General features: G+C 72.9%; 24 protein-coding genes and 1 tRNA gene. 15 read left to right on the top strand and 10 right to left on the bottom strand.

Going from position 1 to position 22,918, the window contains the following annotated elements:
- Positions 1-17 precede the first annotated feature (17 nt).
- The 3 genes from ACFV61_RS01055 (at position 18) to htpX (ending at position 4,226) form a co-directional block, all read left to right on the top strand.
- A complete protein-coding gene (locus ACFV61_RS01055; RefSeq protein WP_063348904.1) occupies positions 18-1,574 on the top strand; it encodes a NuoM family protein in 1,557 nt (518 codons plus the stop codon).
- A 56-nt stretch (positions 1,575-1,630) separates the two neighbouring features.
- Positions 1,631-3,202 carry an NADH-quinone oxidoreductase subunit N gene (locus tag ACFV61_RS01050; protein WP_380489310.1) on the top strand — a complete coding sequence of 524 codons (1,572 nt, stop codon included), beginning with the start codon at positions 1,631-1,633 and terminating at the stop codon, positions 3,200-3,202.
- A gap of 160 nt (positions 3,203-3,362) precedes the next feature.
- Positions 3,363-4,226, top strand: a complete 864-nt coding sequence (gene htpX, locus ACFV61_RS01045; RefSeq protein WP_350876984.1) for a zinc metalloprotease HtpX — start codon at positions 3,363-3,365, stop codon at positions 4,224-4,226.
- 63 nt (positions 4,227-4,289) lie between these two features.
- Here htpX and ACFV61_RS01040 read toward each other — a convergent pair whose 3' ends face one another.
- On the bottom strand, positions 4,290-5,744 hold the full coding sequence (locus ACFV61_RS01040; protein WP_380375433.1) for a PLP-dependent aminotransferase family protein: 1,455 nt from the start codon (positions 5,742-5,744) through the stop codon (positions 4,290-4,292).
- Here ACFV61_RS01040 and ACFV61_RS01035 point away from each other — a divergent pair.
- Positions 5,743-6,648, top strand: coding sequence for a DMT family transporter (locus ACFV61_RS01035; RefSeq protein ID WP_363374971.1), 906 nt, complete (start codon positions 5,743-5,745; stop codon positions 6,646-6,648). The genes ACFV61_RS01040 and ACFV61_RS01035 overlap by 2 nt on opposite strands.
- A 65-nt stretch (positions 6,649-6,713) precedes the next feature.
- Here the strand turns inward: ACFV61_RS01035 and ACFV61_RS01030 are convergent, their stop codons facing one another.
- Complete coding sequence (locus tag ACFV61_RS01030; protein WP_380489306.1) at positions 6,714-7,286, bottom strand: hypothetical protein; 573 nt, start codon at positions 7,284-7,286, stop codon at positions 6,714-6,716.
- A gap of 225 nt (positions 7,287-7,511) precedes the next feature.
- Between ACFV61_RS01030 and ACFV61_RS01025 the strand changes: the two genes are divergently transcribed.
- Both ACFV61_RS01025 and ACFV61_RS01020 read left to right on the top strand, forming a co-directional pair.
- On the top strand, positions 7,512-7,937 hold the full coding sequence (locus tag ACFV61_RS01025; RefSeq protein ID WP_063348908.1) for a BlaI/MecI/CopY family transcriptional regulator: 426 nt from the start codon (positions 7,512-7,514) through the stop codon (positions 7,935-7,937).
- Positions 7,938-7,940: 3 nt separating this feature from the next.
- On the top strand, positions 7,941-8,897 hold the full coding sequence (locus ACFV61_RS01020; protein WP_063348909.1) for a M48 family metalloprotease: 957 nt from the start codon (positions 7,941-7,943) through the stop codon (positions 8,895-8,897).
- Position 8,898: 1 nt separating this feature from the next.
- On the opposite strand, the gene ACFV61_RS01015 is transcribed toward ACFV61_RS01020, so the two are convergent.
- Positions 8,899-9,585 (bottom strand): FMN-dependent NADH-azoreductase, encoded by a 687-nt coding sequence (locus ACFV61_RS01015; RefSeq protein WP_380489303.1) that lies wholly within the window; start codon positions 9,583-9,585, stop codon positions 8,899-8,901.
- Positions 9,586-9,658: 73 nt separating this feature from the next.
- Between ACFV61_RS01015 and ACFV61_RS01010 the strand changes: the two genes are divergently transcribed.
- Positions 9,659-10,558 carry a sigma-70 family RNA polymerase sigma factor gene (locus ACFV61_RS01010; protein ID WP_380489301.1) on the top strand — a complete coding sequence of 300 codons (900 nt, stop codon included), beginning with the start codon at positions 9,659-9,661 and terminating at the stop codon, positions 10,556-10,558.
- Between the two features lie 36 nt (positions 10,559-10,594).
- Here ACFV61_RS01010 and mug read toward each other — a convergent pair whose 3' ends face one another.
- The 5 genes from mug to ACFV61_RS00985 all read right to left on the bottom strand — a co-directional run bounded on the left by mug (position 10,595) and on the right by ACFV61_RS00985 (position 15,921).
- Positions 10,595-11,137, bottom strand: coding sequence for a G/U mismatch-specific DNA glycosylase (gene mug / locus ACFV61_RS01005; RefSeq protein WP_380489298.1), 543 nt, complete (start codon positions 11,135-11,137; stop codon positions 10,595-10,597).
- The gene (locus ACFV61_RS01000) at positions 11,134-12,156 is read right to left on the bottom strand and encodes a phosphatase PAP2 family protein (protein WP_380480706.1); all 1,023 of its coding nucleotides are present in this window, start codon (positions 12,154-12,156) and stop codon (positions 11,134-11,136) included. Before ACFV61_RS01000 ends, mug begins: the two co-directional genes overlap by 4 nt.
- A gap of 207 nt (positions 12,157-12,363) precedes the next feature.
- The gene (locus ACFV61_RS00995; protein ID WP_063348912.1) at positions 12,364-12,801 is read right to left on the bottom strand and encodes a hypothetical protein; all 438 of its coding nucleotides are present in this window, start codon (positions 12,799-12,801) and stop codon (positions 12,364-12,366) included.
- Positions 12,798-14,225, bottom strand: coding sequence for an APC family permease (locus tag ACFV61_RS00990; protein ID WP_363375025.1), 1,428 nt, complete (start codon positions 14,223-14,225; stop codon positions 12,798-12,800). Before ACFV61_RS00990 ends, ACFV61_RS00995 begins: the two co-directional genes overlap by 4 nt.
- Positions 14,226-14,604: 379 nt before the next feature.
- On the bottom strand, positions 14,605-15,921 hold the full coding sequence (locus ACFV61_RS00985) for an MFS transporter (protein ID WP_380489295.1): 1,317 nt from the start codon (positions 15,919-15,921) through the stop codon (positions 14,605-14,607).
- A gap of 180 nt (positions 15,922-16,101) precedes the next feature.
- Between ACFV61_RS00985 and ACFV61_RS00980 the strand changes: the two genes are divergently transcribed.
- From ACFV61_RS00980 to ACFV61_RS00970, 3 genes are all read left to right on the top strand, one after another.
- A complete protein-coding gene (locus ACFV61_RS00980) occupies positions 16,102-16,755 on the top strand; it encodes a transcriptional regulator (protein WP_159398490.1) in 654 nt (217 codons plus the stop codon).
- Between the two features lie 42 nt (positions 16,756-16,797).
- Entirely contained in the window at positions 16,798-17,289 is a 492-nt protein-coding gene (locus tag ACFV61_RS00975; RefSeq protein ID WP_380344114.1) for a hypothetical protein, read from the top strand.
- 137 nt (positions 17,290-17,426) lie between these two features.
- Positions 17,427-17,972: a hypothetical protein gene (locus ACFV61_RS00970; RefSeq protein WP_380489293.1), complete on the top strand. Its 546-nt coding sequence runs from the start codon at positions 17,427-17,429 to the stop codon at positions 17,970-17,972.
- A gap of 81 nt (positions 17,973-18,053) precedes the next feature.
- Here the strand turns inward: ACFV61_RS00970 and ACFV61_RS00965 are convergent, their stop codons facing one another.
- Positions 18,054-18,542 carry a YajQ family cyclic di-GMP-binding protein gene (locus ACFV61_RS00965; RefSeq protein ID WP_063348915.1) on the bottom strand — a complete coding sequence of 163 codons (489 nt, stop codon included), beginning with the start codon at positions 18,540-18,542 and terminating at the stop codon, positions 18,054-18,056.
- 216 nt (positions 18,543-18,758) lie between these two features.
- Between ACFV61_RS00965 and ACFV61_RS00960 the strand changes: the two genes are divergently transcribed.
- Positions 18,759-18,839: transfer RNA gene (locus ACFV61_RS00960), tRNA-Tyr, on the top strand.
- 133 nt (positions 18,840-18,972) lie between these two features.
- On the opposite strand, the gene ACFV61_RS00955 is transcribed toward ACFV61_RS00960, so the two are convergent.
- The gene (locus ACFV61_RS00955; protein ID WP_380489291.1) at positions 18,973-19,116 is read right to left on the bottom strand and encodes a hypothetical protein; all 144 of its coding nucleotides are present in this window, start codon (positions 19,114-19,116) and stop codon (positions 18,973-18,975) included.
- 203 nt (positions 19,117-19,319) lie between these two features.
- On the opposite strand from ACFV61_RS00955, the gene ACFV61_RS00950 reads away from it, so the two are divergent.
- The 4 genes from ACFV61_RS00950 to ACFV61_RS00935 all read left to right on the top strand — a co-directional run bounded on the left by ACFV61_RS00950 (position 19,320) and on the right by ACFV61_RS00935 (position 22,661).
- Positions 19,320-20,084, top strand: a complete 765-nt coding sequence (locus tag ACFV61_RS00950; RefSeq protein ID WP_380489288.1) for a GntR family transcriptional regulator — start codon at positions 19,320-19,322, stop codon at positions 20,082-20,084.
- Positions 20,081-20,767, top strand: a complete 687-nt coding sequence (locus ACFV61_RS00945) for an HAD family hydrolase (RefSeq protein WP_380489285.1) — start codon at positions 20,081-20,083, stop codon at positions 20,765-20,767. The genes ACFV61_RS00950 and ACFV61_RS00945 overlap by 4 nt, the downstream gene beginning before the upstream one ends.
- A 775-nt stretch (positions 20,768-21,542) precedes the next feature.
- Positions 21,543-21,806, top strand: coding sequence for a hypothetical protein (locus tag ACFV61_RS00940; protein WP_380425400.1), 264 nt, complete (start codon positions 21,543-21,545; stop codon positions 21,804-21,806).
- Positions 21,807-21,812: 6 nt separating this feature from the next.
- Positions 21,813-22,661 (top strand): helix-turn-helix transcriptional regulator, encoded by an 849-nt coding sequence (locus tag ACFV61_RS00935; RefSeq protein ID WP_380489283.1) that lies wholly within the window; start codon positions 21,813-21,815, stop codon positions 22,659-22,661.
- Positions 22,662-22,918 lie beyond the last annotated feature (257 nt).

The following is a 22,918-nucleotide window of genomic DNA, read 5'->3' as shown; positions in this document are numbered from 1 at the left end:
GCCCGTAGGAGCCCCCGATGAACGCAGTCCTCATCGCCCTCCTGGTGCTGCCGCTGCTCGGCGCCGCGCTCACCCTGGCGCCGGTGTTCGGCCGGGAGCCGGCCGCCGCCGACCGGCGGGCGCTGCGGCTGAACAGCGTCGTCACCGGCGCGGTGCTGCTGCTCACCGTCGCCCTGGCGGCCGGTTTCGACCACGACGAGCCCGCCCGGATGCAGGCCACCACCGACGTGTCCTGGATCCCGGCCCTCAACGTGCGCCTGCACCTCGGCGTGGACGGCATCTCGCTGCCGCTGATCGTGCTGACCGCACTGCTCACCTTCCTCTGCGCGCTGTACTCGGAGAAGCGGCTGCCGGGTGGGGACAGCGTGCCGTCGGCGAAGGCCTTCGTCGGGTTGTTCCTCCTCCTCGAAGTCGGCATGCTCGCCACCTTCGCGGTGCTGGACCTCCTGCTCTTCTTCCTGGCCTTCGAGATCGTGCTGATCCCGATGTACTTCCTGATCGCCCGCTGGGGGAGCGGGGCGAAGGCCCCGGCCGCCAACCGGTTCATCCTGTACACGCTGCTCGGCTCGGCCGTGATGCTGCTCGGCTTCCTGCTGATCGGCAGCAAGGCCGGCACCTTCGACATGCAGGCCCTGGCCGCCGCGCACGGCAACGGCCTGAGCCACACCACCCAGGTGATCGCCGCCCTGGCGATCATGGTCGGGCTCGCGGTCAAGGCCCCCGCCTGGCCGCTGCACAGCTGGCTCCCGGACGCGCACACCGCCGCCCCGACGGTCGGCTCGGTGCTGCTCGCCGGCGTGCTGCTGAAGATGGGCACGTACGGTCTGGTCCGCGTCCTCCTCCCGGTCGTGCCCGACGGCACCGCGACGCTCGCCCCCTACCTGGGCGCGTTCGCCGCCGTCGGCATCGTCTACGGATCACTGGCCTGTCTGGCGCTGGCCCGCCCCGGCGCCAAGGGCGACCTCAAGCGCCTGATCGCGTACTCCTCCGTCGGCCACATGGGCTTCGTGCTGCTGGGCATCGCCTCCCTCACTCCGGTGGGCGTCAACGGCGCGCTGTTCGCCAACATCGCCCACGGTCTGATCACCGGTCTGCTGTTCTTCCTCGTCGGCGCCCTCAAGGACCGCTACGGCACGGCGGACCTCGACACCCTCTCCGGCGCCACCGGCGCCGCCCTGTACGGCCGCGCCCCGCGGATCGGCGCGCTGCTCGCCTTCGCCGCCGTGGCCAGCCTCGGCCTGCCCGGCCTGGCCGGCTTCTGGGGCGAGCTGCTCGCCATGTTCGGCGCGTTCGACCCGGCCGACGGCCTGTCGCGCCCCGCGTTCGTCACCTACATGGTCCTGGCCGGTCTCGGCACCCTCCTCACCGCCGCCTACCTGCTGATCGTGGTCAAGCGCGTCTGCATGGGCGACCCCCAGCAGCCCGCCCCGGTGGACCAGGTCGCCGACCTGCGCCCGTACGAGGCCGTCAGCTGGACGCCGCTGGCCGCCCTCACCCTGCTCGCCGGCCTCTGGCCCGCGCTCCTGCTCGGCCTCTCCGACCCCGCCGTCAAGCACCTCCTCGGGGGTGGCTGACCGTGCTCGGAGCCCAGATCGCCGCACTCGGACCTCACTCCACGGGGCAGCACACTGTGACCTCCCTCGCCGTAGCCAACCCGGGCAGCCTGATCCAGTCCGTGGACTGGGTGGCGATCGCGCCCCCGCTGATCGCCGCGGTGGCCGCCCTCGCCGTCCTGCTCACCGACCTGTTCCTGCCCGAGCGGCACCGGAAGTGGCTCGGCCGCCTCGCCGCGGCCGGACTCGCCCTCGCCCTCATCGCACTCCTCCCCCTCACCGGGGGATCACCCCGGGCGACCTTCTGTGTGCAGAACGTAGCAGGGGGGTCTGGCAACGCGGGCTGCTCTTACGTCGCCGACCACTTCGCCCTGGTGTTCCAGCTGCTCGCCCTCGGCGGCGCGCTGATCGCCGCCCTGCTCTCCGCGCACACCGTCGAGGAGGAGAAGCTGCCCGGCGGCGAGTACTGGTTCCTGCTGCTCTCCAGCGCCACCGGCGCCGCGCTGCTGCCCGCCTCCCGCGACCTCGCCACCATGGTGATCGCGCTGGAGGTCGCCTCGCTGCCCGCCTTCGCGCTGGTCGCGCTGCGCCGGGACGGCCGGGGCGCCGAGGCCGCGCTCAAGTTCTTCGTCTCCTCCGTCACCGCCACGGCCGTGATGCTGCTCGGCGTCGGCTTCGTCTACGCGGCCAGCGGCAGCCTGCACCTCGGCGCCGTCGCCCAGGGCCTGGAACACGCCCCCGGGCAGCTCAAGCCGCTGGCCGAGGCGGGCGCCGTGCTGACCCTGGTCGGTTTCGCCTTCAAGGTAGCCGCCGTCCCGTTCCACTTCTGGGTGCCCGACACCTACATCGGCGCCCCGCTGCCGGTGGCCGGCTACCTCTCGGTGGTCGGCAAGGCGGCCGGCCTGTCCGGCCTCGCGCTCGCCACCACCATCGCCTTCCGCCCGTACGCGCACACCTGGGGCCTGGCGCTCGCCGTGCTGGCCGCCGTCACCATGACGGTGGGCAACGTCGGCGCGCTGCGCCAGCGCTTCGACACCCGCTACAGCGCGGTGCGGCTGCTCGCCTGGTCGTCCGTCGGCCAGGCCGGCTACCTGCTGGTGCCGCTCGCCGCCGCCGGCTACGCGCCCACCGGGGTCGACCCGCTCGGCGCCACCGCCGCGTACGCGCTGATCTACGGCGTGGTGAACCTCGGCGCGTTCGGCGTGGTCGCGGCGGTCGGCCGCCGGGCCGGGACCAGCGTGGACGACTTCCGCGGCCTGTTCGCCCGGCGCCGCTGGACGGCCCTCGCGCTCGCCTTCTTCCTGCTCTGCCTGGCCGGGCTGCCCCCGGGCGTGATCGGCCTGTTCGGCAAGGTCGTGGTGTTCCGCGCGGCCGTCGACGCGGGGCTGGGCTGGCTGGCCGTCGTGATGGCCGCCAACGTGGTCGTCGCGCTGTACTACTACCTGCTCTGGACGACCCGGCTGTTCGCCCCGGCGCCGGGTGCCGAGGAGGGTGCCGCACCGGGCGCCGCACCGGTCGGCGAGGCCGGGGCCGAAGGCCGGCTGCCGGCCACCCTGACCGCCACGCTGGGGCTCACCGCCTCGGTGGCCGTGGTCCTCTCCTTCGCCCCGCAGCTGGTCCTCCAGGTCGCCGGCGGAAGCCTGTTCTGAGCGCGCACCCGCCCGGCCGGCCGTCGCGGTCCGGCCCGGCGGGGTGCCGCGGCGGTGTCACGCCGGTCACAAGGGAACAAGGCCCGGGCCCCCACCCGTTGACCGGGCAAGAGGGACGAGGCAGAAAGGGCTTCCCCACCGCACCATTGGAGGGCCTGACGTGCACCGCCGGCACAACGGACTGAGGACCGCCGTCCTGCTCGGCGGCCTCTCGGCGCTCATCTTGGTGATCGGCGGATTCTTCGGCCGAACCGGCTTGGTGATCGCCCTGCTGGTCGCCCTCGGCACCAACGCCTACGCCTACTGGAACAGCGACAAGCTCGCGCTGCGGGCCATGCGGGCCCGGCCGGTCAGCGAGATCGAGGCGCCGCGGCTCTACCGGATCGTCCGCGAGCTCTCCACCGCGGCCCGCCAGCCGATGCCGCGCCTCTACATCTCCCCGACCCCCGCGCCGAACGCCTTCGCCACCGGCCGCAACCCGCGCAACGCGGCCGTCTGCTGCACCGACGGCATCCTGCAGCTGCTGGACGAACGCGAGCTGCGGGGCGTGCTCGGGCACGAGCTGAGCCACGTCTACAACCGGGACATCCTGATCTCCTCGGTCGCCGGGGCGCTCGCCTCGGTGGTGATGTTCCTGGTGAACTTCGCCTGGCTGATCCCCTTCGGCCGCAGCGACGACGACGACGGGCCCGGCCTCTTCGGCATGCTCGCCATCATGATCCTCGGCCCGCTGGCGGCCGGGCTCATCCAGCTGGCCGTCAGCCGCTCCCGCGAGTACCAGGCCGATGCCGACGGCGCCCGGATCACCGGCGACCCGCTCGCCCTGGCCGGCGCCCTGCGCAAGCTCGACGCCGGCACCCGCCGGCTGCCCCTCCCGCCGGAGCCACAGATCCAGACCGCCAGCCACATGATGATCGCCAGCCCCTTCCGCCCCGGCGAGGCCGGCGCCCGGCTCTTCTCCACCCACCCGCCGATGGCGGAGCGCATCGCCCGGCTGGAGCGGATGGCGGGCTACGGGCGCTGAGGCCTGCTACAGGCGCTGAGGCCTGCTCCGGGCGCTGAGGCCTGCTCCGCGCGGGGCCGGAGGTCAGGCCGGCAGGTCCTCGTAGGCCCGGCGGAGGCGGTGGATCCCCTCGACGGCGTGCGCGGAGCTCTCGGCGGCGGCGTAGCTGAGGCGCAGGTGCGGGGCCGGGGGTTCGGCGGCGTGGTACGGGCGGCCGGGGGTGACCTGGACGCCGGCGCGCAGGGCGGCGGCGGTGAGGGCGGCGTCGTCGACGCCGTCCGGGAGCCGCAGCCACAGGTGGTAGCCGCCGGGCCGGTAGACGCCGAGCAGGCCGGGGAGTTCGCGGTGCAGGGCGGCGACGGTGGCGGTGCGGCGGGTCCGCAGTTCCGCCCCGAGGGCGCGCAGGTGGCGGGCCCAGCCGGGGTCGGCGACCAGCTCCAGCGTCGCCTCCTGGAGCGGCCGGGGCACGAAGAAGCTGTCCACCACCTGGGTGGCCCGCAGCCGGGCCAGGGCCGGGCCGCGCGCGGTGAGCGCGCCGACCCGCAGGTTGGGCGAGGCGGCCTTGGTCAGCGACCGCAGGTGCACCACGACCCCGTCCTGGTCGTCGGCGGCGAGCGGGCGCGGCAGCGCGGGGGCGTCCGCGTGGACGAGCAGGCGGGCGAAGTCGTCCTCGACGACGAACGCGCCAGCCGCCCGGGCGATCCGCAGCACCTCGGAGCGCCGGGTGGGTGAGAGCACCGCGCCGGTCGGGTTCTGGAACAGCGGCTGGCAGACGAAGACCCGCGCCCGGGTGGCCTCGAAGGCGTCGGCCAGCAGGTCGGTGCGCACGCCGTCGGCGTCGACCGGGACGGGGACGGGCCGCAGCCCGGCCGCGCGGACGACCGCCAGGATGCCCGAGTAGGTCGGCGACTCCACCAGGACGGGCGCGCCGGGCGCGGCGAGCGAGCGCATGGCCACGGTGAGCCCGCCCTGCCCGCCGGAGGTGATCAGGACGTCCCCGGCGCCGATCGGCCCGCCGGTGCCGCCGATGTCGCGGGCGAACCAGCCGCGCAACTCGGTGAGGCCGTCGGTGGGCGGCCGGTTCCAGGCGCCCGGGCGCCGTCCGGCCCGGGCGAGGGCGGTGGCCAGCAGGCGTTCGGGCAGCAGCGAGGCGTGCGGGTAGCCGCTGTTGAGGTCGATGACGTCGGGCGGGGGGACGCGGAGGGTGGCGAACACCGGGGCGGCCAGCAGGTCGCGGGGGTCGGAGTCGGCGCTGAGCGCGACCTCCTGCCAGGAGAGGTCGCCGGGACGGGCGGCGGGCGCGGCGGTGCCGGCCGGGCGCCCGGCGAAGGCCGCCGCCCGGAACACCCCGGCGCCCGGCCGGGAGACCACCAGGCCCTCGGCCGCGAGGACCGCGATGGCCCGGGAGACCGTCACCGGGCTGACCTGATGGCGCTCCACCAGCACCCGGCTGGAGGGCAGCTTTCGCCCCTCCGGGTAGCGCTCGACCTCCCGCCGCAGCCTGTCGGCGAGTTCGGTCACACTGCTACGCTCGTTCATGACGGCACAAGATAGCGCTACCCGCCCGTCGGCGGTAGCACCGCGAAGCCCCGCCTCCGGCACCGCCCTGGCCGCCCTCGGGGTGGCCTCCTTCTCCCTCAGCTTCCCCGCGACCGCGTGGGCCCTGGAGGGCTTCGGCCCGTGGACCGCGACCGGGCTGCGCGGCGCCCTGGCGGGGGTGCTGGCCGCGCTCTACCTGGTGGCCGTCGGCGCCCCGCTGCCGAAGCGGCGGCACTGGCCCGCCCTGCTGGTGGTGTCGGGCGGCTGCGTGCTGGGCTTCCCGCTGCTGACCACGCTCGCCCTGCGGACCTCCTCGACCGCCCACTCGGCCGTCGTCATCGGTGTCCTGCCGCTGGCCACCGCGGTGTGCGCGGCGTTGCGCACCGGCCGTCGGCCGTCCCGGGCGTTCTGGGCGGCGGCGGTGGCGGGGGCGGCGGCCGTCCTCGGCTTCACCCTGCTGCAGAGCCACGGTCGGCCGACCGTCGCGGACCTGCTCCTGTTCGTCGGGGTGGCGATCTGCGCGGCCGGGTACGCCGAGGGCGGGCGGCTCTCCCGGGACCTGCCGGGAGCCCAGGTGATCGCCTGGGCGGTGGTGGCCGCGCTGCCGGTGACGCTGCTGACCGCGGCCCTCGCGCTGCCCGCCGAGCCGGTCCACCTCGGGGCGAAGGCGCTGACCGGGCTGGCGTACACGGCGGCGGTGTCGCAGTTCGGCGGGTTCGTGCTCTGGTACCGGGGGATGGCGGAGATCGGGGTGCCGCGGGCCAGCCAACTGCAGCTCGCGCAGCCGCTGTTGACGCTGGTCTGGTCGGTGCTGCTGCTGGGCGAGGACCTGCCGGCGGCCGCACCCGTCACGGCGGTGGTGGTGCTGGTCTGCATCGCGGTCACCCAGCGGGCCCGGACCTGAGGCGGGCCCGGGCCTGAGGCGGGTCCGGACCTGAGACGGGTCCGGGCGCGCGGACCACCGGGGCGTCAGAGCGTGGTGCCCTCCTGGGGGCGGTAGACGCAGAGCGCGCAGATGATGAAGACGTCCAGTGCGATCACCACGAGCGACCAGAGCGGGAAGTACGGCAGGACCAGGAAGCTGTCGAGGGCACTCAGCGAGGTGAAGAAGATACCGGCGTAGCGGGCCCAGGCGGCGCCCTTGAGCAGGAACGCGCCGGTCACCGCGACCAGCACGCCGACGACGATGTGGACCCAGCCCCAGCCGGTGAGGTCGAACCGGAAGACGTAGCGGGGGGTGTGGACGAAGAGGTCGTCGTTGGAGACCGCCATGATGCCCCGGAGGGCCTCCATGATGCCGTTGATCAGCATCAGCACACCGGCGAACATCACCAGGCCGGGCGCCCAGTCGCGGAACTCGTTGCCCGGCGTCGGCTGCGGTGTGCCGGGGGTGGTGCGCCAGGTCTGCCCGGGCTGCTCGGGGTCGGTGCGCCAGGTCTGCCCGGGCTGTTCGGGGCCGGTGCGCCGGGGCTGCCCGGGCTGCTCGGGGCCGGTGCGCGGGGGCTGCTCCGGCTGCGCGGGGTCGGGCGACGGGCTGCTCATGGACTCCTCCAGGGGCCGAACAGGCCTACGGGCGGACCGTACGGACTTCGACCGTCCGCCGGGCCGGGGCGCCGGGCAACCGGGCCTGGGCCGTTCGAGCGACGCGTCGAGGGCGGTGGAGGCGGGAAGCCCGGCACGAACCGGTTCGCGCCGGGCCCGCGCTCGTTAGGATGAACGCGTGCCCCGCCGGCTACGGGGCGCGACATCCGGAGGGAGTGGGCCGTCATGGCAGACGAGAGGCACGCCTCGGCGGCCGCGGAAGCGCCCGTCAGACGGCGCGGCCAGGGCGAGTTGGAGGCACAGGTGCTCGCTGTGCTCCAACAGGCGCCCGGCCCGGCCACCGCGGGGTGGGTCCAGGAGCGCCTGGAGGGCGACCTGGCGTACACCACCGTGATGACCATCCTGTCCCGGCTACATGCCAAGAGCGCCGTCTCGCGGTCCCGTTCGGGCCGCTCCTACCTGTGGCAGGCCTCCTCCGACGCGGCCGGGCTGGCGGCCCTGCGGATGCGCCGGATGCTCGACGGAGAAGCGGACCGGGACGCCGTCCTGGCCAGCTTCGTGAGCGCGCTGCTCCCGCACGACGAGGACCTGCTGCGGGCGCTGCTGGACGCCGCGTCCGTCGATCCGGCAGCGGCCGACCGTGAGAGCTGACCCGTGGGCTTCTTCGTCTTCCTCCCGCTCATCCTGCCGCTGACCGCGGTGCCGATCGCGCGTCTCACCGAGCAGCACCTGCACCCGCGCGGTGCGGCCCGGTTGATGACCGTGATCAGCGCGGTGATGGCGGTGTGCAGTGTGCTCTGCCTCGGCCTGATCGGCGTGGTGGGCACCGCGCAGATCCCCGGCAACCCGCTGCCGGACAGCTGGTCCGACCCGGAGGTGCGGGCCGCGCTGCCGTACCACGAGACGTTCGGGACGGCCGCGATGTGGCTGCTGGTCCTGGTGGCCGCGGCCTGTGTCCGGACGGTCGGCCGGCACCTGCGGGTGCGCTCCCGGGCCCGGCGGGCGCTGACCGGGCTGCCGGCGGGGCCGGAGTCGGCCGGTGACCTCGCGGTGCTGCCGGACCGCAGCCCGTACGCGTACGCGCTGCCCGGTTCGCCGGGGCGGGTGGTGGTCTCCACCGGGATGCTGGCCGGGCTGCCCGAGGACGAGCGGGAGGCGCTGCTCGCGCACGAGCGGGCACACCTGCGCCACCGCCACCACCGGTACCTGCTGACCACCCAACTGGCCGCCTGCGTCAATCCGTTCCTGCGGCCGCTGCAGTACGCGGTGGCGTTCAGCGCGGAGCGCTGGGCGGACGAGGAGTCGGCCCAGGAGGTGGGGGACCGCCGGATCACCGCGCGGGCGGTGGCCCGGGCGGCCCTGGTGTCGCACGCGGCGCCGGCGCCCGGCTTCGCGGCCTTCGCCGCCCCGGCACCCGCGCCCGGCCCGGTGCCGCGCCGGGTCGCCGCGCTGCTCGGCCCGGTGCCGACGTCCCGCAACTGGCCCCCGGCGAAGACCCGGGCGGGCCTGGCCGCGATGGTCGCCGCGGCCGGTACGGCGGCGTCGGCGCTGTGCGCGCTCAACGCCGCCGTGGCCCTGCTGGTGGTGCTGAAGGCCGTCACCCCGCTGTAGATCAGGCGGTGGCGAGCGCGTCCAGGGCGGCCTCGGCGTCGGCCAGGGACTTCGCGGCGAGCGGCTGCAGCCCGGCCAGGGCGGGGATGTCGTCGGCGCGGGTGAGTTCGGCCGGGACGATGTGCAGGTGCTCGGCCGGGACGCCGAGCCTGGCGAAGTAGGCCCGCAGGTACGGGGTCTGGAAGTCGAAGGCCTCGCGCGGGGTGCCGGGGCCGTAGCCGCCGCCGCGGGCGGCCGCGACGACGACCCGGGTGCGGCGCAGCAGGCTCTCGCCGGTGGCCGGGTCGGTGTAGACGCCGGGGAAGCTGATCCGGTCGATCCAGGCCTTGAACACGGCCGGGACGGTGAGGTTGTACATCGGCACGCCGAGCAGCACGGTGTCGGCGGCGAGCAGCCGGTCGACCAGCGGGTGGGTGAGGGACCACTCGTGTTCCTCGTCCGGGCCTTCGGCGAGGGCGGCGATGTCGGAGGCCGGGATGGTCCCCTTGCGTTCGACGCGGCGGCCGAGCAGGGCGTACCCGGCGCCGATCGCGGCGACCGGTTCGGCGGCGAGGTCCCGGTAGACGTACCGGCCGGCGGTGCCGTGCCGGGCGCGCCAGGCGGCGGCGAACCGGGCGGTCAGCGCGCGGCTGACCGAGTCGCCGAGGCTGATGCTGGAGTCCAGGTGCAGCAGGGTGGTGGTGGTCACAGCGTTCTCCCGTCACTTCGGTGCTGGGTGGATCGTCATCGGTGTGACGGGCGGGGCCGAGGAAAGGTGACCGATGGACCGGGACGAGGTGCTGGCGGCGCGGTTCGAGGCCGAGCGGGGGCGGCTGCGGGCGGTCGCCCAGCGGATGCTCGGGTCGACGGGGGAGGCGGAGGAGGCCGTCCAGGAGGCGTGGCTGCGGCTGGACCGGGCCGGCCCGGACGAGGTGGACAACCTGCCGGGCTGGCTGACCACGGTGGTGTCGCGGATCTGCCTGGACGTGCTGCGGGCCCGCGCGGTGCGCCGTGAGGAGCCGGCCGGTGACGCGCTGCCGGACGGTCTGCCGGCCCTGGCGGCCGGCGCGGGGGCCGAGGGAGCGGATCCGGAGCGGGAGGCGCTGCTGGTCGACTCGGTGGGCCGGGCGCTGCTGGTCGTGCTGGATCGGCTGGGGCCGGCCGAGCGGGTCGCCTTCGTGCTGCACGACGGCTTCGCGGTGCCGTTCGAGCAGATCGCGCCGATCGTCGGCCGGAGCCCGGTGGCCGCCAAGAAGCTGGCCAGCCGGGCCCGGCAGCGGGTGCGCGGGGCGGCCGCGCTGCCGCCGGAGCGGCTGGCCGGGCACCGGCGGGTGGTGGAGGCGTTCCTGTCCGCCGCCCGGGGCGGGGACCTGGCCGCGCTGCTGGCGGTGCTGGCGCCGGACGTGGTGCGCCGGGCCGATCCGGCCGCGCTGCCGGCCGGGCGTTCCCTGGTGGCCCGGGGCGCGGAGACGGTGGCCCGGGAGACGACGGTGTTCGGCCGGCGGGCCCGGTTCGGCGCGGTGGCGCTGGTGGACGGGGTACCGGGGATCGTGATCGCCCCGGGCGGGCGGTTGCGGCTGGTGCTGCGGGTGGCGGTGGCGGACGGCCGGGTGGCTGGCTACGAGGTGGTCGCCGACCCGGCGCGGCTGGCCGCCCTGGAGCTGGCCGTGCTGCCGGAGTGACCGGGTCGTGCCCCGGCCACTCCGGCAGCTCAGCCCTCAGCCGTCCAGCTCCTCCCGGAGCCGGCGGAACTCGGCGGCCAGCGCGTCCAGCGTGTAGTGCGCGTTGAGCCCGCTCGGGTTGGGCAGCACCCACACCGCGGTGTCGCCGATGCCCTCCGGCTGGCGGCCGATCGCGGCCCGCCGCTGCCCGAAGGCCGTCCGGTAGGCGCCGATGCCGAGCACGGCCAGGACGCGCGGGCGCAGCCGCAGCACGTGCTCGGTGAGCGCGGCGCCGCCCTCGCGCAGTTCCTCGGCGGTCAGTTCGTCGGCCTTGGCGGTGGTGCGCGGGGCGACGTTGGTGATGCCCAGGCCGAGCGCGGGCAGTTCGCCCTGTTCGTCCGGGCGGAACTGGCGCGCGGTGAAGCCGGAGCGGTGCAGGGCGGGCCAGAAGCGGTTGCCGGGGCGGGCGAAGTGGTGCCCGGTGGCGCCGGACCACAGGCCCGGGTTGATGCCGCAGAACAGCACCCGCAGTCCGGGCCCGGTGACGTCCGGGATGGTGGTGTCCTTGGCCGCCTGGAGCTGTTCGGCGGTGGGCTTCACGGGAGGGAGGGGCTGGTTCGGCACCCGGCCAAGTCTGCCCGCTCCCTGATGAGCCGGGTACGCCGGTTCCGCAGCCGGCGCAGGCCCAACACCACCGCCGCCGCGTACGCCCAGCCCGCGAAGATGTCCACGATGAAGTGCTCGGCGCCGTACACCAGGGTGAACGCCATCGCGAGCGGATACGCGACCAGCAGTGCCCGCAGCCAGGGGCGGGCCGTCGGCCAGAAGAAGAACAGCAGCATCGCCGGGTAGGCGGAGTGCAGCGAGGGCATCGCGGCGACGTCGTTGGCGAACTGGCTGCCGTTCTCGACCAGCGAGTTGGCCTGCGGCAGCCCGCTGGTGGAGATCACGTCCCACACGACCCGGGTGAGCCCCGGCAGGTGGCCCTCCTGGGCGACCAGCCACGGCGGGTCGGCCGGGTAGAGCAGGTACGTGGCGAAGCCGGCGAAGGTGAGCAGCAGGTAGCAGGCGAGCAGTTGGCGGAACCGGTCGTGCCGGCGCCGCCAGAGCACCGCGAGCAGGACGAAGACCAGGAAGAAGTGCGAGAGGTAGACGACGGTCGCCGCGTAGTCGTACCAGTGCGGCGAGCCGGGCGTCCACAGCGCGTGCTGGAGCCGGACGGTCCAGGTCTCGCCGAAGCCGAGCACCTCGTCGGCGCGCAGTTGCGGCAGCCAGTGCGGGGCCCACGGGGTGTGCGCGCCGTAGCCGCGCAGCAGCGAGTACGTCCAGACCGCGGCCATCACCGGCACCCAGTCGCGCAGCACCAGCAGGAAGCCGCGGCGGCCGTGCCCGCTGTGCACGGCCGCCGTCAGCAGGGCACCGATCAGCCACAGGAACACCACGTCGTTGGCGAAGGCCATGCCCTGGGTGCGCAGGAACCAGACGAGCGCGGTCAGGTAGACCGGCCAGGCCAGCAGCCGGAGTCTCGACAGGCCGGTACGACGGGGGCGGGCGGTCAGGGGTCGCAGTCGCCCGGCCCGCGCCGGGGTGGGCGGGGCCGGGCTGAGCAGCTTGGTCATGCTCACCGAAACTACCAACGCAAACTTGGAGGACGCTGGGTGAACCATGACCGCCTCGTAAGAAAATCGCACAGCCGGGCTGCCGTTCTGACGGCGGAGCAGCGGGGTGACGGCCCCGTCATGAGACGAAGCCCAGCTCGTGCGGGGTGTAGTCCTCGGTGGTGAAGGGTCGAGGCACGGTCGGGTCCTCCTCGAAAGCCGGGCGGGCTACTTGCGGACGGTGTCCTGCAAGTTGAGGTCGTCGATCTTGTCCTGGATCTCGGCGAGCCTGCCCGGGCAGTACACCGAGAGCACGATCGCCTCGGCCCGCACCGCGTCGCGGTCGGACAGCACCGGCCGTTGGCCCGGCCCGTCGGCGCCGTTGGACATGCCGGACGTCCACTGCGCCTGGGTCAGCGCGTTCGACGGGTTCGCGCAGACGGCGCCGCCGTCCTCGCCCAGGGTGTGCACGATCTGGTCCCGCGCGGGCACCGGATAGCCGGCCGAACCCAGCGCCCGGGCGAGCTGTCCGGCCTTGCGGTCGGCCTGGTCGGTGGCGTGCAGCCGGGTGAACGAGAGCAGGCCGGTGATCAGCATCGCGACCAGCAGCCCGATCGCCCCGAGGTAGATCCAGCGGTGCCGGGAGGCCATCAGGCTCGTGGTCATGCCGCACCGCCCGCGGCGCCGCGCAGCTCGGCCGACTCCTGCGCGGCCAGCTCCGCCGCCGCCTCCGGGGAGCGCCAGCCGGGCTTGCGCAGCCGCAGGAACAGGTACGGGACCAGCAGGCCGAGGACCAGCAGACCGCCGCCGACGATCCCGATGTACGTCCAGACGCTGCCGCTGCCGAACTGCGAGGACGGTACGAAGCCGATCGCCATCGCGCACGCCGAGGCGAGCAGCCCGACCACGCAGATCGGCACCAGCGCCGGGGCCCGGTAGCCGCGCGGGTGGTCCGGCCGGGTGCGGCGCAGCCGGATCGCGGCGGTGAACATCAGCAGGTAGACGATCAGGTACACCTGCGTGGTGATCACCGAGAAGATCCAGTACGCGCTGGAGACGTTCGGGATCAGCGCGTACAGCAGGGCGATCGCCGTGGTGACCACACCCTGGGCGACCAGCAGGTTCTGCTGGACGCCCTCCCGGTTCAGCTTCTGCAGGAACGGCGGCAGGTAGCCCTCCTGCCGGGAGATCATCAACAGGCCCTTGGACGGCCCGGCCAGCCAGGTCAGCATGCCGCCGAGCGAGGCCGAGATCAGCGCCACCGCGATCACCGGGGTGAGCCAGCCGATGTCGAAGTACTGGAAGAAGGCGTCGAAGGCCTGCATCACGCCGGCCGTCAGGCTCAGCTCGCTGGACGGCACCACCCAGCTGATCGCCAGTGCCGGCAGGATGAAGATCAGCAGCACCATCGCGGACGCGGTGAACATCGAGCGCGGGAACTCCCGCGCCGGATTGCGCAGCGAGGAGACGTGCACCGCGTTCATCTCCATGCCGGAGTAGCTGAGGAAGTTGTTGACGATCAGCACCAGGCTGGCCAGGCCGGCCCACTGCGGCAGCAGGTGCGCGGAGTCCATCGGCGCGGCGGAGCCGTTGCCCTGGCCGAGGAAGACGAAGCCGAGCACCACCAGCAGCGTGCCGGGGATCAGCGTGCCGATCACCAGGCCCATCGAGGACAGGCCGGCCACGGCCTTCGTCCCGCGCGAGGAGACCCAGACGCCGGTCCAGTACAGCACCATGATCACCACGGCGGTGTACGGGCCGTTGCTGGCCAGCCCCGGGTTCACGACGTACGCGATCGTCGATGCCACGTACGCCAGCAGCGACGGGTAGTAGAAGATCGTCATCGCGAACTGGCACCAGACGGCGAGGAAGCCCAGCGGCTTCGACAGGCCCTCCGAGACCCAGCGGTAGACGCCGCCCTCCCAGCCGGACGCCAGCTCGGCGGAGACCAGCGCGGTCGGCAGCAGGAACACCAGCGCCGGGACGAGGTAGAGGAAGACGCAGGCCAGGCCGTAGACGGCCATGGTCGGGGCGGAGCGCAGGCTGGCCACCGAACTCGTGGTCATCAGGGCGAGCGTCAGCCAGGACATCCGGGGGGCGGTGACCACCCGGGCGGCCACCGAGCCGGTCCGCTCGCGGGTGGTCGGGGCGCCGGGGCTCGCCCGGTCGCCGGGGTCTCCCTGCTCACCAGGGCTGCTCGGGTCACCAGGGCTGCTCGGGTCACCGGACCTGCTGGAACCGTCGGGGGCAGCGGCCTCGCCGGGGCCGCCCCGGCCGGGCGAGGGCGCGTCCGTGGAACCCATCTGTCCTCCTCCGGTACGGCCCCGGTCGGCTGCGCGACGTCCGGGCGGGAGGCGCCCCGGGCGCGGACGCCGCCCGGGAAGGGCCCCGGGGCGGGCCGTACCCGGCCAGTTCACCCGGTTGCCGAGGACGCCGCATGCGGCGTGCACCCGCACGGGTGAGCGACTGTCAGGGGCGGGCCGCCGGATCCTGCGGGGCCGGCCAGGCGGCGCGACGCAGCGTACGGCTCACGGTCGCGGGCAGCAGGGCGGCCGCGAGCAGGACGCTGATCGCGGTCAGCGCGACGGCGGGGGAGAGGTGGTCCAGCAGCAGGCCGCTGCCGAGCGTCCCGGCCGGCATGCCCGCGGTCAGCAGCGTCATGGTCGCCGCGATCACCCGGCCGCGGAGCTCGTCCGGCACCTGCCGGAACACCAGCAGGTCCAGCATCACCCGCAGGGCCGGAACGCCGATTCCCACCACGAACAGCGCGGCGAACACGGTGACCACCCCGCCCGGCAGCAGCGGCGCCAGCGACACCGGCACGGCGGTCCAGGCCACCACCAGCAGCAGGACGCCCGGCCCGGCCAGCCGGTGCAGCCGGGACACCAGGACCGTTCCGGCCAGCGCCCCGACCGCCTCGCCGGCCAGCGCCAGGCCGATCCCGGCGCTGCCCGTGCCGCCGTCCCGCAGCAGCACCATCACCGGCAGCATCAGGGCCGTCCCGGCGAGGTTGACCACCAGCAGGACGGCCAGGGCGGAGCGCAGCAGCGGGGAGGCGGCGAGCAGGCGGAACCCGGCCAGGGCGCCGCCGGACTCGGGGGCCGGCTCCGCGCCGCCCGGCTCGCGGTTCGGCTGTGTGGTGGCTTCGCCGCTCGGTTGTGCGGGGGCGGGGCGGCCGGGGAAGCGCACCACGAGCGCGGCCACCAGCGCGAGCAGGGAGGCGAGCGCGGTGCCGAGGAACGGCACCGCGCTGCCAAGCCCGTACAGGAAGCCGGCCAGCGGCGGACCGGCCAGCGCGGCCCCGGTCATCCGGGCCTCGTCCTGGGCGAGCGCCTGCGGCAGCTGCTCCGGCGCCACCACCGAGCGCAGCGCCAGCAGCCGGATCGGGCCGCTGTACGCAATGGTCGCCCCGACGGCGGCGGCGACGAGCAGCAGGTGGGCCAGGGTCAGCCGGTCGAAGGCCATGGCCACCGGGACGGTCGCCGTGACGAGCAGTCGGGCGGCGTCGGAGGCGATCAGCACCCGGCGGCGGTCGAGGCGGTCGGCGACCACGCCGCCGTGGACGCCCAACAGCAGGGTCGTGACCATCTGTACGGCCCCGAAGGCCCCGGCGGCGGTGGAGGAACCGGTGAGCGCGAGGACCAGCAGCGGGAAGGCGGTGTCGCCGATCCGCATGCCGAGCGTCGCGGCGGCCTGGCCGGCCCAGAGCGCCTGGAATCGCAGGTTCCGTCGCAGCGGGACGGGCGGCGTGGCCGCCTCGGCCTCCGCCGTCTTCCCTGCCTTCACCGTCGTCCTCGACTCGTCAGCCGCCGTTCTGTTCCCCGCCATGGCCCACCCCGCCGTTCGCGCTTCCGACATCATTCACGTTGCCGTGAATGATGTCGGAAGCATGATTGGTTGCGCAAGGGTGAGCGCTCACCAGAGCGTGATTGCGTGCGGCGCGACCGATCTGCCAAGGTGGTGCCCGTGGCCGAGCACGATCTGGAACCCGCCGACGGCGGCGAGCAACCCACCACCTGGGTCAAGGAACGCCAGGTGGCCGACGTCGCCGTGCTCAAGGCGCTGGCCGACCCGTTGCGGCTGGCCATCCTCGGCGCCCTGAAATCCGGCGAGGAACGCCCGCTCACCGCCAAGGAGATCGCCGCCGCGCTCGGCGAACCGCAGACCAAGCTCTACCGGCACATCAAGCAGCTGGAGAAGGCCGGGCTGGTCATCGTGGCCGGCACCCGGCTGGTCTCCGGCATCGTCGAAAGCCGCTACGCCGCCGCGCAGGAGTCGATCCGGCTCGCCCCGGAGATGTTCACCGCCGACTCCCCGGGCCGCTCCGAGGCGTACGACGCCATCCTGGCCGCCATCGATCGGGTCCGCGGCGACTTCCGGGCACAGGTCCTCGGCGGGCGGCTGGACTTCAGCTCGCCCCGGGACGGATCGGTCGGGCCGCCCGGCCTGTTCGTGCACTCGACGCTGCGGCTCAGCCCGGACCGGCTGATCCGGCTGCGGACCCAACTCGCCGCAGTCATCGACGAACTGAACGAGGAAGCACCCAGCACGGCCGAGGACGCGGTGGACGTGACGGTCTTCACCCTGCTCTACGGACTCCAGCCGGGCACGGAATCATAAACTCCGCGCCGACTGTCGGTGTGGTGGGACACGATGACCGGCATGTCCTATGAACTCCAGGCCCTGATAGGAACATTCGAGCTGCTGGCGGTGGCCGCGGCAGAAACCTCGGCGGCCCGGGTGGTGCCGCTGGCGCAGGGGCTGGCCCTGATACCGGTCACCCCTGCGGTGCTCTCCGCCCTCCAGACCGACGGCGGCTCGACGAAGCCCGCCGAGGCGGCCGGCTTCGGCTGGCACCCGGGCGGCTTCGAACTCCGGTTGGCCGCCTGGTCCAAGGCGGGCCCGATCGCCTGCGTCGAGGCCGAGTACTTCGGCGGCAGCGGCACCCAGCGCGCCGCCGTCTGGGAGGACGGCCGGATCGTCCTCGGCCCTCTCACCAAGGGCGAGTTCGAACCCTTCCCGCCCGAGGGCTCCCCGATCTCCCGCGCCCTGCGGCGGATCGGCGCCCGCACCGAGGCCGGCCGGGCGGACGAGTTCGAGTCCGTCGGCCTGTCCGCCCACCGCGGCACCAGCGGCTGGGCGGCCGGCGACTGACCTGTCGTCGGGTGGCTCATCGTCGGCCAGCTGCCGCGCGCCGTTCGGCGTAACTGCGGTGGCTGCGTCAGGAATGCTGCCCCACCGTGTGGAGCAGGCGATCCCGCCTGCCTCGCACTTGAGAGGAAGCAGTACCCATGCGTGCCACCCGGATGGTCGCCGCGCTGATCGCGGCCCTCGCGCTGACCGTGGTCACCACGGCGTCCGCCGCCGGCCACGAAGCCACGGCCCCGCGCACCACCGTCGCCTCCGCCCCGAACCCCGCCGCCATCCCGGTGCCCGCCGACCTGGCGGCTGCCGCCCCGCTCCTGCCGGCGGACCTGGCCCTGCCCGCCGACCTGACCCTTCCCGCCGTTCCGGTGCCCGCCGTCCCCGCCCTGCCCGCGACCCCGGACCCGAGCACGGCCCTCGGGGCTCTCGGCGACGTCATCAACCAGATCGCCGGCCTGCTCGCGGAGACCACGTCCACCACCCCCGACCCCGCAGCCGTCCAGCAGCTCGTCGCCACCCTTCAGGCCACCCTGCAGAGCCTGATCGCCCAGCTCCCGGCCGCCCCGACGGCGACCGCCCCGACCCGGGCCAAGACCTCCGGCCCGGCCACCCTGCTGGACCAGCTCGCCACCCTGCGCGCCCAGGCCCAAGCCCTCGCCACGGCCACCCACCCCCACCCCGCCGCCGGCTGACCCCACCCACGCGAAAGGCCCCGCCCCCGGGAACCCAAGCAAGTTCCGGGGGCGGGGCCCTGCCGCACAACCCTCCAGGGGTCAGCGGTAGTTCACGTACTGGATCGCGAAGTCCAGGTCCTTGCCCTTGAGCAGGGCCTGCACGGTCTGCAGGTCGTCGCGGCTCTTCGAGCTGACCCGCAGCTCGTCGCCCTGGACCTGCGCCTTGACGCCCTTCGGGCCCTCGTCACGGATGATCTTCGCGACCTTCTTGGCATCCTCCGTGGAGATGCCCTCCTTGATGTCCGCGAAGATCTTGTACTCCTTGCCGGACAGCTGCGGCTCACCGGCGTCCAGGGCCTTGAGCGACAGTCCGCGCTTGATGAACTTGCCCTGTAGGACGTCCAGGATGGCCTTCACGCGCTCCTCGCCGTTGGCCTTCATCTCGATCTTCTCGCCGGAGCGGCTGATCTCGCCGCCGACGCCCTTGAAGTCGAAACGGGTGGCGATCTCACGGGAGGTCTGGTTGATCGCGTTGTCGACCTCCTGCCACTCGACCTTCGAGACGATGTCGAAACTGGAGTCGGCCATGGGTGTTGGTCTCCTTGATGTTCTGGCTTCACTGGCACGGCCTGCCCCACCGGGCGTCCGCCTCCCCAGCCTATCCAGCGGCACCCCGCCCCCGCCCCCGACAGCCACGCCGCGGCCCTTGATCATCACGTGACCTATCGAGTGGCGGAGCACCCCCCGGCATCAGGTATTGTTTACGAAGTCGAACGGGGCGTACGCCCCGGGGGACAAGATCCTGGCTGGTTGCCCGAGCGGCCAAAGGGAGCAGACTGTAAATCTGCCGCGCAAGCTACGCAGGTTCGAACCCTGCACCAGCCACAGGATAGAGAAGGGCCCGTGACCTGCGGAAACGCAGACTGCGGGCCCTTCTTCGTTTTCTTGAAGCGAGGAACGAGCGGCGCCCCATTTGAGTGGCTTGTCTCACTCTGTTCCGCCCGAATCCCAGCGCTGATCAGCGCATTCGGACCAGCTGCGGACCAGGATCCAGGGCCGGCGGCGCCGGACGGTTCCGGTTGAGCCGCTTCGAGATCAACTCGTTCGCGTACTCGACGGTGCCGTGCAGGCACTTCGCGTAGACCCGCAGCATGACGGCCACGCCTCCGTCGGGCCGACTCCGGAGTTCAGCCCGAGCGAGATCCCCGCGTGCCGCAGGTCTTACGGCCGCTTGCCGAGCTTCGTCGCGCAGTCGGCCGACGACAGCACCTCGGCCCGGGCCCGCTGCCAGACGACCCCTCTAGACCCGGATGACTCTCGCCCCCGTATCAGCAGGTCGGCAGCTCTCTGCGGGCCTCGATCCTCATGAAGAAGCCAGGCTTCGAGACCGGTGACAAGCTCCCCTCCGGCCTTGAGCTGGCGAAGCACTGCGGCACGGTGGACAAGGCGCTCGACCTGCTCCGCGTCGAGGGACTGATCGTGACCCGGCAGGGGAGCGGCTCGTTCGTGCGGGAGCGCACCTCCCGGCCGGTCGGGCTGCGGCCTCACCTCGAAGCGGCCTTCGAGCAGCAGCAGGTGACCCTCGACTTTGCCGGGTTCTCCAGCGAGACGCTGCACAACGCGCTGCAGGAGCCGCTCGACAAGGTCCGCTCCGGCCGGCTGGCGCCGGAGTCCATCACGGTCCGCCTGCTGCTGCCGGACACCACGGCCCCGATGGCCGTGCCGGTCCTGGTCGATGGGCTACAGGACGAGGCCGCCCTCCGGCAGCGCGCGCGCAACATCGCCCTGACGAACGCCGGCGGGATCGCGCACTCGGTGGAGATGTTGGCCGAGCTGGGTCTGGTCCAGAAGGCGAGCGTTCAGGTCAAGGTGCACCGGGCGTCCAGCCTGTTCAAGCTGTACATCCTGAACCGGTCGGAGGCCTTCTTTGGCTTCTACCCGCTCCGCGAGCGCACCGTGACGATCGACGACACCGACCACACCTTCTACGACGTGACCGGCAAGGACACCACCCTGTTCCACCACGCCGCCGGCCCGGACGACGCCTCGCTCGGCTCGCAGTACGTCCAGCAGGCCCAGATGTGGTTCGACAGCGTGTGGAGCACGATCGCCTACGAGCGGCAGCCATGACCGCCACCCCTCAGCAACTCGCCGACGTGCTGCGGCCGGTGAAGCACGTGCTCCTCGACTTCGACGGCCCGGTGTGCTCGGTCTTCGCCGGCCTTCCCGCCGCGGAGGTCGCGCGCCGACTCCGTGAGGGCTTGCTCGCCTCGGGCGAGCAAGCCCCGGTCGGGGCGGAGGAGGAGAACGACCCGCTTGCCCTGCTCCGGTTGATCGCGGACGCTCGCCCCGACCTCACGAAGAGCACGGACGCCGCGCTGGCTGTGCTGGAGACCGAAGCCGTCCGGGGTGCCCGCCCGACCTCAGGCGGCGAATCGGTTCTGCGCGCTGCTGTCCTCTCCGGCCGGCTGGTCTCGGTGGTCAGCAACAACGCGCGCGTGGCCATCGAGTCCTACCTCGCCGAGCACGGCCTCAACGACTACGTGGCCGGAGTCTTCGGGCGGGCGCTGGGCGACCCTTCGTCCATGAAGCCGAACCCGTGCCTCCTGCTCGAAGCGATGGAGGCCGCGGGCACCAGGCCGGAGCACTGCATCTTCATCGGCGATGCGGCCCGCGACGTCGAGGCGGGGGAGGCCGCTGGCGTCCCGACTATCGGCTACGCCAACAAGCCGGGGAAGGACACCAAGCTGGCCGCCGCCGGCGCCGTGGTGATCGTGGACTCGATGCGAATCATCGCCAAGGCCTTGGCCTGACGCGTTGGGCTGTCACGAGAGGGCAAGGACCAGGGAAGCATCGTGGCAAGCGGCCCTGGCGCTATCGACGGAGCTGACGCATCGGTCGCAACGGTTTTCGTGAGCCGCAGTGAACGGCGCGGCAGCCGGTAATCGACGACGGACTTGCGCATCGGCGGGAGTTGGGCTGCCCCGCCTGAAAACGCAACAGGTGACATGCAAAGCTGCACGTCACCTGCGGTGAACGGGTCGGCGCGGCAACGCCTCGACGTTCGGGTCCCTGAGGGTTTCGGTGGAGTCCGTTACTGCCTAGGGAAGCGAGCAACTAGTTGATAGTGCTCGTTTCGCAGAAGCCTCACACGAGCCTCTCCGGGCCGCAATAGGAACTTGGACGGTTCTGCACCAACTGGCTCAACAGGTTGCGTTGGCCATGCAAGCTGCTACATTTGGCCGCCCGCTTGGGCACAAGGTCCTTCTACTCGGTGCATATTCGCTGATCAGGGCGGCATCGGCACCGGATGTGACGTTGGGGTGGACCTCTTGGCCGGACCTGGTGCCATGAGGTTTTCACGGGCGAAAACCCCGCGCTCGACGTTGTGCACGCACAACGTCGTGTGGACAGGCATGCATCAAAAGGGAGTTGCAACCCGGGATCGCAGACGGTGTATGTCGTGCGGGATGGGATGATCTGAGCTACCGCCAGTTGCGGGGGACGGCAATCCCCGGCAGCGCCAGTGCGGTTCGGGGCTAGAAGGCCTCGGTGGAGTCCGTTTCCCTCAACTGCCCATGGAGAAAAGTGTCCAAGACCGACCGCCGCCTGGCGGCTGCCGCTGCTGCATGCGTGAAGACCGGCCCGACGCCCCCGCGGGCTGCGGGCCTGTCCGGCATCGAGGCGATCATCGTGATCGTTCTGATGCTGACTGCCGTCGTGCTCGTGCTCACCGGGGCGTCCGTGACCATGGTCCTCGCCCTGCTGGGTGGCATCGGCGTGATCTCGGTAGGCATCATCGTGTCCGTCCGGACGAACCGGTACCTGCGCCTGGCCCCGCAGGAGGCCTGACGCCCTATGGGACGGCCTGAGCGGCCCGTCACCACGCGTACCAAGGAGTCGGCGGCTCTGGCGCAGTACCTGCGGGTTCTGCGCCAGAGCTCCGGCCACACCTACGCCGAGCTCGGCAAGATCACCGGGATCCACCCCACGCGACTCTCACGAGCCGCGAGCGGTGACTCGGTGCCGACGCTGGACGTGGTGGAGGCGTACGCGGCGGGATGCGGTGCCATGAGGAAGGAGCTCACCGAGGCGCGTCGGCTGTGGCGGGCTGCACGCAGAGCGGGAGCCAAGTCACCGGCCGAGCGGCCTGCGCACATCACCATGATCAACACCCCCTGGGATTTGTGGCAAGCGATGGTGCACTTGCACCTGAAGGTTGGCCGCCCTTCCCTTCGGGAGCTGGAAAGGCGAGCAGGCGGCCTCGGTCGGCTCCCCCGGAGCACGCTGAGCCTGGTGCTCCGCGGCGGGGCCCGCCCCAGTCGCGAACTCCTGGAGGACTTCGTCCAGGCCTGTGAGGTTCCGTCTTCCGAAATCAAGCATTGGCTCGAAGCATGGGACCGGATCCGCACGCCTCGCCCGACCTCGGTCTTGTGGGCTCCGGCATCGTGGACCAGCCACGTGCGGCCTGTTGCAGACATGGATGTTCACATTGAAGACCGTGTCGGGCGTGCTGGCGATGAGCGCAGGCTGGTGGTGAGCATCCCCCACCAGGCCCGCACGGTCGATGAGTTCAAGCTCGCCACGGTCCGACTCGCACGGCAGCTTCTAGAGCTCGAACCCCGGGTTCCTGCTGAGGGTGGTCAGGCCGTCCGAAGGTCGAGGCTTCCTTCGGGAGGCTTGGCCGCCGACTACCGAACGGAGTAACCCTGATCGAGTTGCTGAATGCCTACCACGCGGAGGTCCGGCGTGGCCTCGGCGTTGGCGATCCGGCCGGCGGGGCGTGAGGTGAAACACAGAAGGGCCGCGTCGGGCAGCGGAGATCGCTGCCCGACGCGGCCCTTCAGATTCCTGCGTAGGCGGGGGTGGAAGGGGGTCGTCGGGACCATGATCCGGACCGGTGGCGGACCAGATCCGGGCCGGGAGCAATAGTTGCCAGGTCAGAGCATCCCTGGTCAGCGGCC

It is taken from the genome of Kitasatospora sp. NPDC059817, from assembly GCF_042731835.1.
Classification (GTDB): Bacteria; Actinomycetota; Actinomycetes; order Streptomycetales; family Streptomycetaceae; genus Kitasatospora.
This window is presented reverse-complemented; position numbering and strand designations above follow the sequence as displayed.

What these genes read in the sequence shown, in the direction of transcription:
- ACFV61_RS01055 (WP_063348904.1), top strand. Translation starts at nt 18, where the DNA reads ATGAACGCAGTCCTCATCGCCCTCCTGGTGCTGCCGCTGCTCGGCGCC.
- ACFV61_RS01035 (WP_363374971.1), top strand. Translation starts at nt 5,743, where the DNA reads ATGACGGCACAAGATAGCGCTACCCGCCCGTCGGCGGTAGCACCGCGA.
- ACFV61_RS01040 (WP_380375433.1), bottom strand. Translation starts at nt 5,744, where the DNA reads ATGAACGAGCGTAGCAGTGTGACCGAACTCGCCGACAGGCTGCGGCGG.
- ACFV61_RS01030 (WP_380489306.1), bottom strand. Translation starts at nt 7,286, where the DNA reads ATGAGCAGCCCGTCGCCCGACCCCGCGCAGCCGGAGCAGCCCCCGCGC.
- ACFV61_RS01025 (WP_063348908.1), top strand. Translation starts at nt 7,512, where the DNA reads ATGGCAGACGAGAGGCACGCCTCGGCGGCCGCGGAAGCGCCCGTCAGA.
- ACFV61_RS01010 (WP_380489301.1), top strand. Translation starts at nt 9,659, where the DNA reads ATGGACCGGGACGAGGTGCTGGCGGCGCGGTTCGAGGCCGAGCGGGGG.
- ACFV61_RS01000 (WP_380480706.1), bottom strand. Translation starts at nt 12,156, where the DNA reads ATGACCAAGCTGCTCAGCCCGGCCCCGCCCACCCCGGCGCGGGCCGGG.
- ACFV61_RS00995 (WP_063348912.1), bottom strand. Translation starts at nt 12,801, where the DNA reads ATGACCACGAGCCTGATGGCCTCCCGGCACCGCTGGATCTACCTCGGG.
- ACFV61_RS00990 (WP_363375025.1), bottom strand. Translation starts at nt 14,225, where the DNA reads ATGTCCTGGCTGACGCTCGCCCTGATGACCACGAGTTCGGTGGCCAGC.
- ACFV61_RS00975 (WP_380344114.1), top strand. Translation starts at nt 16,798, where the DNA reads ATGTCCTATGAACTCCAGGCCCTGATAGGAACATTCGAGCTGCTGGCG.
- ACFV61_RS00970 (WP_380489293.1), top strand. Translation starts at nt 17,427, where the DNA reads ATGCGTGCCACCCGGATGGTCGCCGCGCTGATCGCGGCCCTCGCGCTG.
- ACFV61_RS00965 (WP_063348915.1), bottom strand. Translation starts at nt 18,542, where the DNA reads ATGGCCGACTCCAGTTTCGACATCGTCTCGAAGGTCGAGTGGCAGGAG.
- ACFV61_RS00950 (WP_380489288.1), top strand. Translation starts at nt 19,320, where the DNA reads ATGAAGAAGCCAGGCTTCGAGACCGGTGACAAGCTCCCCTCCGGCCTT.
- ACFV61_RS00945 (WP_380489285.1), top strand. Translation starts at nt 20,081, where the DNA reads ATGACCGCCACCCCTCAGCAACTCGCCGACGTGCTGCGGCCGGTGAAG.
- ACFV61_RS00935 (WP_380489283.1), top strand. Translation starts at nt 21,813, where the DNA reads ATGGGACGGCCTGAGCGGCCCGTCACCACGCGTACCAAGGAGTCGGCG.